General features: G+C 50.1%; 6 protein-coding genes. 5 read left to right on the top strand and 1 reads right to left on the bottom strand.

Features of this window, described 5'->3' with window-relative positions; all coding sequences use genetic code 11:
- The first annotated feature begins 19 nt into the window (after window positions 1-19).
- From sufC to ybaK, 5 genes are all read left to right on the top strand, one after another.
- Window positions 20-802, top strand: coding sequence for a Fe-S cluster assembly ATPase SufC (gene sufC, locus IQ260_RS01370; RefSeq protein ID WP_193990124.1), 783 nt, complete (start codon window positions 20-22; stop codon window positions 800-802).
- Window positions 769-2070: a Fe-S cluster assembly protein SufD gene (gene sufD / locus IQ260_RS01375; protein ID WP_228015346.1), complete on the top strand. Its 1302-nt coding sequence runs from the start codon at window positions 769-771 to the stop codon at window positions 2068-2070. The genes sufC and sufD overlap by 34 nt, the downstream gene beginning before the upstream one ends.
- A 3-nt stretch (window positions 2071-2073) precedes the next feature.
- Entirely contained in the window at window positions 2074-3336 is a 1263-nt protein-coding gene (locus IQ260_RS01380) for a cysteine desulfurase (protein WP_193990128.1), read from the top strand.
- 153 nt (window positions 3337-3489) lie between these two features.
- A complete protein-coding gene (locus IQ260_RS01385) occupies window positions 3490-5169 on the top strand; it encodes a diguanylate cyclase domain-containing protein (RefSeq protein WP_193990138.1) in 1680 nt (559 codons plus the stop codon).
- Between the two features lie 19 nt (window positions 5170-5188).
- The gene (gene ybaK, locus IQ260_RS01390; protein WP_193990140.1) at window positions 5189-5653 is read left to right on the top strand and encodes a Cys-tRNA(Pro) deacylase; all 465 of its coding nucleotides are present in this window, start codon (window positions 5189-5191) and stop codon (window positions 5651-5653) included.
- Between the two features lie 38 nt (window positions 5654-5691).
- Here the strand turns inward: ybaK and IQ260_RS01395 are convergent, their stop codons facing one another.
- The gene (locus IQ260_RS01395; RefSeq protein ID WP_193990142.1) at window positions 5692-6450 is read right to left on the bottom strand and encodes a response regulator; all 759 of its coding nucleotides are present in this window, start codon (window positions 6448-6450) and stop codon (window positions 5692-5694) included.
- Window positions 6451-7184: the final 734 nt, after the last annotated feature.

Consider the following 7184-nt stretch of genomic DNA (forward strand, 5'->3'; position numbering starts at 1 on the left):
ATCCTAAGACACATTTGCAATGATTAACCCAGACGCAAAGACAATTCTCTCTGTTAAAGACCTGCGGGCCAGCGTAGACGGCACCGAAATCCTCAAAGGGTTTAACCTTGAGGTCAAAGCTGGTGAAATCCATGCCATCATGGGTCTCAACGGTTCTGGCAAGAGTACCTTTTCTAAGGTGCTGGCGGGTCATCCTGACTATCAAATTACCTCAGGTACAATCGAGTTTAATGGTAAAGACTTATCTGAGCTAGAGCCCCATGAGCGGGCCACAGCCGGTATCTTTTTAGCGTTTCAGTATCCCCTAGAGATTCCTGGGGTGAGCAACCGTGAGTTTTTGCGCGTGGCCTATAACTCCCATCGCAAAGCTCGGGGTGAAGATGAAGTCGATGTGTTTGACTTTGACGATTTGATCGAAGAGAAGACTGAGATCGTCAAGATGGACACAAGCTTTCTCGACCGTAGCGTTAACGAAGGCTTCTCCGGTGGTGAGAAAAAGCGCAACGAGATCCTGCAGATGGCGCTCCTAGAGCCCAAGCTAGCGATTTTGGATGAAACCGATTCTGGTTTGGATATTGATGCTCTCAAGACTGTGGCAGAGGGCGTTAACAAGCTGGCCACACCGGACAGTGCCAACTTGGTGATTACCCACTACCAACGGTTGCTTAACTACATCGTGCCGGACTATGTCCATGTCATGTGTGGCGGGCAAATCATTAAAACCGGTACTAGAGAACTAGCCCTGGCCCTTGAAGCTAAAGGGTATGAATGGCTCTTGGAAGAGCAGGCGGTGGCCTCATGAGTGCTGTAGCCGTTCGCGATCGCTACTTAGAGTTGCTGCTGACCCAAGCTACATTAGCTGCCGAGAATGCTCCCTTAGCACTAGACACATTGCGAGCCGCCGCCCGAGCCCAGGTGCAAGAGCGAGCCTTTCCGTCCAATCGCGATGAGGATTGGCGCTTTACCGATCTGTCCTCCATGTTGGCAACGGCGTTTCAGGTACCGGGGACGCTCACTGATACCGTTTTGAAACAGGCCAAAAAGCTGCTGGCAGACGTCAGGCTGACCGACGGTCGCCAAGTCGTCTTTGTCAATGGCACTTTTGTAGACAGTCTTTCCAACCTGGGGGACGGTGTTAATGTTCTCAGCCAGCTAGCCGCTGCTCCTGCAGGATTAGCCCAGGTACCGGGTAGCAACGAAGTCTTTACCGCCCTAAACACCGCTGGCTTTGCTGACGCAGCGGTAGTTCACATTGCTAAGAACACGGTCCTTGAGCAGCCGGTTCAGATTATCTATCTAACCATCGGGGATGCTTTATTTGTCCAGCCTCGCTGCCTGGTGGTGGCCGCAGCCAGCAGTGCAGTCATGCTAGTGGAAGAATTCCATGGCAATGGCTCCAGCTTTACCAATAGCGTCACTGAGATTTGGGTTCACGACAATGCTGAGGTGACTCATCTGCGGCTACAGCAAGAGTCTGCTGAGACCGTCCACATTGGCAAAACCGCCGTTTCCCAAGGGCGGGATAGCCGGTACCGGACCACAGCGATTAACCTGGGAGCCAGCATTTCTCGCCATAACCTGGAGGTTTACCAGACCGGCCCCCAAACAGAGACCACCCTCAACGGTCTGACCGCCATCCGAGCAAAACAGCTGGCGGATACCCACAGTCTGATTGCCCTGGGCCATCCCCACGGCACCGCCAATCAGCTGCAGAAAAATATTATGGATGAGCGCGCCCACGGGGTGTTTAATGGCAAGGTCTATGTACCCCAAAAGGCGCAGCTAACCAATGCCTCCCAGCTCAATCGCAATTTGCTGCTATCCCCCAAATCCCGGATAGATACCAAGCCGGAGTTGGACATTGTGGCAGACGATGTCAAATGTGCCCACGGGGCGACCATTGCTCAGTTAGCACCGGACGAACTTTTTTATCTGCAGAGCCGGGGTATCAATCGCGACCAGGCCCAGCGGCTTCTCATTTACGCCTTTGCTATGGAAATTATTGAGCCGATGACTGTGGCTCCTCTGCGAGAGCGTATGACCCAGTACATTCAGCAATGGACAGTGTAGGCAATGACTTTGACAACGGCTAAACCCCTGGCCCATGATGTGCGGGCAGATTTCCCGATTTTAGACCAGACGGTGAATGGTAAGCCGCTGGTGTACTTTGACAATGCGGCCACATCCCAAAAGCCAAAAGTCGTGCTAGATGCCCTGGTGGATTATTACAATCAGGACAATGCCAATGTGCATCGCGGTGTCCATGCCCTCAGTGCCAGAGCCACAGCGGCCTATGAAGGTACCCGTGATAAGGTCGCCACATTTATTAACGCTGCCAGCCGCAACGAGATTGTTTTTACCCGCAATGCTAGTGAGGCGATCAATCTGGTGGCCTATGCTTGGGGTTTAAGTAACCTCAAGGCAGGGGATGAGGTGATTCTGTCGGTGATGGAGCACCATAGTAATCTGGTGCCCTGGCAGCTGGTGGCCCAGCGGACAGGGGCTGTGCTAAAGCATGTGCAGCTGACGGATACTCAAGAGTTTGATCTGGAGAATTTTAAGGAGCTGGTTTGCGATCGCACCCGCCTCGTCGCCATCAACCATGTCTCTAATACCCTGGGCTGCATTAACCCGGTCGCAGACGTAATCAAGCTAGCCCACGGACAAGGCGCAAAGGTGCTAATCGACGCCTGCCAAAGCATTCCCCACATGCCCGTAGATGTGCAATCCCTTGACTGTGATTGGCTAGTCGCCTCCGGCCACAAGATGTGCGGACCAACGGGCGCTGGTTTTCTCTATGGCAAGCTAGATATCCTTGAGGCCATGCCCCCCTTCCTGGGCGGCGGCGAAATGATCCAGGATGTATTTTTGGACCATTCCACCTACGCCGAACTGCCCCATAAGTTTGAAGCTGGCACCCCCGCCATTGCTGAGGTGATCATGCTCGGTGCAGCGGTGGACTACCTGACCAATATCGGCATGGATCGTATCGCCCAGTATGAACATGAGCTGACTCGATATCTATATGACCGCCTAGCCGATGTGCCTAACCTGACGCTATACGGCCCGAAGCCTAACGCCGACGGCAGCGGTCGGGCTGCGATCGCTACATTTACGGTGGAAAATCTCCACCCCCAAGACCTCTCCACCTTTCTAGACCAGGCCGGTATTGCCATTCGCTCGGGACACCATTGCACCCAGCCATTACATCGATTTCTAGGCACAGACTCCACTGCTCGGGCCAGTCTCTATTTCTACAACACCTACGACGAAATCGACAGCTTTATTGCTGCCCTTAAGGACACCATCAAGTTCTTTGGCAATATTTTTGATTAAGCTTATCCTTAGCTTCTTATATTGACCAATTTTTTATTTTCAGAACCGTCCTAGTTAAGATAGAGCGCGTCTGAGGCATCCTTATGGAATAAGCCTGATGTTGTCGGCCCCAAGCCAACCCACATCAGATTGGTCCATTCTTAATCAATCGGGATGTCGCTTGCATCTGAGCAATCTAGTCAATTAACCACCTCTGTTTTTTTAGATAGTCGTTCATCCTATGCGGCCTTAACCCAGGCCATCCTAGAGCTGCGCCAATGCAAGGCCCTCTACAGTGGTGATGTGGATGATGCAGCAGCAGCTGTTGCCTATGCCGTTGTCAAAAATTTAGGTACCACCAGCTGTCAGGTTTGGTTATGTACAGACGACCGTAGCCGATTCAAGCTAGTTGCCCAGTATGGCGCATTGGCAGCCGATCACCGAAACCTGGCCATCAACGTAGCCGATCATCCCGATTATTTTGACAGTCTGACCCGGCGTGATCGGCTGATTATCAATACAGGAGCCCCCATAGCAGGGGCATCCATGACCGAGCCACCCCAGCATGAATCCCCTCATGAGCGCTCGGTCATTTTTCCTCCCTACCTAGCTGACCAAAAACACACCATCACCGCCCTAGTTGAGATCCCTATTTATCACCAAGGCCAGCTAGCGGGTGTCCTCTGCTGTGCTCAACGACAGTCTCCACGGGTATGGCAAGGAGCAGAACAGTCATTTATGGTGACAGCGGCCTGTCTCATTGCCCTAGCCATCAGCCATAATCGTCAGCAGCAGCAAACCCAGTCTTTAAATCAGCAAAAACGTCAGCTGTCCCTGGCCATTATTGAGCGACAGCAAGCAGAACAAGCCTGGCAGGAGAGCCAACGCTTTATCCAAGGTATCCTGGATGCCAGCACCAATATTCTTTATGTCAATGATTTTGCCACTGGGATTAATTACTATGTCAATGGCTACATGGAAGATATCCTCGGCTATGCCCCCAGCGAGGTGCAGCAGCTGGGGGCTCAGTTTTTAGAAAAACTAGCCCATCCCGACGACATTACAGCCATTCACCAAGCTCGCCAAAAACTTGCCCAATCCAGCTGTAGCGATATCATAGAAACTGAATACCGCCTACGACATAAGCACGGTAGCTGGCACTGGATGCTATGCCGAGAAACTATCTTTCAATGGCACCCGGATGGTACTCCCCGACAGTTACTGGGAACGGCCACCGACATTACAGTCCACAAAAAAAATACAGAAGCCCTACAGCAACAGAATCAGAAACTTACGGCCCTAGCCATGGTGGATGCCCTAACCCAAATTGCTAACCGCCGCGCCCTTGACGAATTTCTCTGCCAGGCATGGGCCGCCCTCAATCACACCCCCCTTACACTTATCCTTTGTGATATTGACTATTTCAAACGGTATAACGATACCTATGGTCATCAACAAGGGGATGAATGCCTCAGACTTGTGGCTCAGGCCTTAAAAACAGCCGTCAAACGACAGCCCGACTTTGTTGCTCGCTATGGGGGAGAAGAATTTGCCATTGTCCTACCCAATACGTCCCTAGCCGGTGCCCGGCATGTCGCTCAGAATATCCAAACCACCGTACGCGATCTTAAAATTGAGCATGGCCCTTCGGACGCTAGTGATTATTTAACCGTCAGTCTGGGAATTGCTACCGTCTCTTCCACTGCCTATGGGTCGCCCCAGGCGCTCATTGCCGCCGCCGATCGCGGGCTGTATCAAGCCAAGGCCGATGGTCGGGCCTGCTTTTCCGTTGGGCATCCGGATTTACCGGACCTGATGAATGGGTCCGAGAGGATGGATCCTCAAGCAAAATGAATTTACACGGCGCTGCCAAATGAAAACAAATGCGGCTCGGCTGCTTGATACCCTAGCCATCAATTATCAGATACTCACGTATTCCGTCGATCCCGATAATTTAGTAGCGAGTGCCACCGCCGATAAGCTAGGTTTGCCCCACGAGCAAGTCTTTAAAACATTAGTAATCCGGGGCGATCGCAACGGGCGTTGCCTGGCCGTAATTGCAGCCAACGCCCAACTCAACCTGAAGGCATTGGCCAAGCTAACCCATGACCGTAAAGTACTCCCCGTTGCCCTCAAAGAAGTACAGCCCCTAACCGGCTATATTCGAGGTGGCGTCACTGCCCTCGCCTGTAAAAAAAACTATCCAACTTACGTAGACGAATGGATTGAAGCTCACGACCAAATTGCCGTATCAGCAGGCATGCGGGGTGCGATGCTATGGCTCAGTCCCCAAGATTATATAAAAGCAACCCAGGCCACGGTCGGATCCATCACGTAGAGGGCGTTCCATGGAACGCCCCCACGAATGGAACGCGCCTATGAGGGCAGCAGCATATAGCCACGCCCTTGAATTGTCATAATCCGAACCGTATTCTTATCGAGCTTAGTTCTAAGACGAGAAATATGGACATCTAGCGCCTTAGTTTCCAGATCAGCATCATTGGTGTACCCCCAAACCCGTCGAAGAATCTTATCTCGCGTAAAAATTTGTCCGGGGGCCTGGGCCAGCAAATATAGAATATGAAATTCGATCTCAGTCAGACGAATATTGCGGTTTGAATCATAAACTTTGCGCGTTTGAGGATAAAGAATCAGATCACCCACTGAAACCACCTCTAAATCACTAGATCGGGCAACTGCTTTTTCCCGGCTTGCCCCTGGAGACAAACGCCTTAATATTGAGCGAATTCGAGCAATCAGCTCACGACTCGAAAAAGGCTTAACAATGTAATCATTTGCCCCTAGATCTAAGCCCGCCACTCGATCAGATGGCGTACCTAACACAGTGGCCATAATAATTGGCACATGCGACTCTTGCCGAATGAGCTGGCATACCTGAAACCCGTCGAGCTTAGGCATCAAGACATCCAGCACGACTAAGTCAACCGCATAGGCCCTAAACTGAGCCATCGCTTCTTCCCCGTCTGCAGCCAAGATCACATCATACCCAGCGTTAGATAGATTACGCTGCAACGCATTACGAATATGCACTTCATCCTCAGCAATTAGGATGACAGATTTCCTTGTCCCCACCTGACATAACCTCAATGCACAGCTCTGCAAAACGAGCGCCATGGGGCGTTAATTTTGCTCATTCAGAGCACCGTAGAGGATAAAACGGTAAAAGCAATTCAGGCTTTGGGCATAGCTAGACATCATATTCTAATGCCCAGCTAAATAACCCGATTATGCGCATGAAAATAAGATGCGCATACGAAAGTTATAACGCCTGAAAAAACTTTTCTCACTAAGGAATTAAAAGTGGTTTAGTTACTGTTTTGTCGAATTAAAGCTCCCTAGTTTTGCAGCGTCTATTTATGTTGATGAAGTCTAACTAGTTAGCTACTGTAGCATTTGAAAGGTCTGATGAAGGAATAGGACTTAAGCTAAGCGAGGGGTCTTAATAATTCTATACAGTTTTAAACTAATGTGTCATGCAATCGACGTTTACAGGGGTATTACAGTCTAATACCCCTGTGAGTTCATGAGAGGTTCTAAATCGGTTGCCCTGTTTACTCCATATTTTTTAGGAAAAAGTTAGAGTTTTATCTTTGAAGTTCGTACGAGCTAACCTTTTTCTCTATTGAGCGATGTGGATTCCAATAGAGGCTTAAGACAAATCTTTTAAAGGGCTGATAGTTGTTGATATTCTCAGTTTTTAAACTTTAAAAAGCCCGTTGATTAACTCCCTGATTTTTGCTCGAACTAAGCGTGTTGATGATAGTCTTTTAATCGTTATTTTCTTGCAAATTACAGAGTTTTACCAGTAGATTATCCTGTCTTTTAATCAGGATTTTATAGTCTATATA

The organism is Leptolyngbya cf. ectocarpi LEGE 11479 (assembly GCF_015207065.1).
Taxonomy (GTDB): Bacteria; Cyanobacteriota; Cyanobacteriia; order Phormidesmidales; family Phormidesmidaceae; genus Leptothoe; species Leptothoe ectocarpi.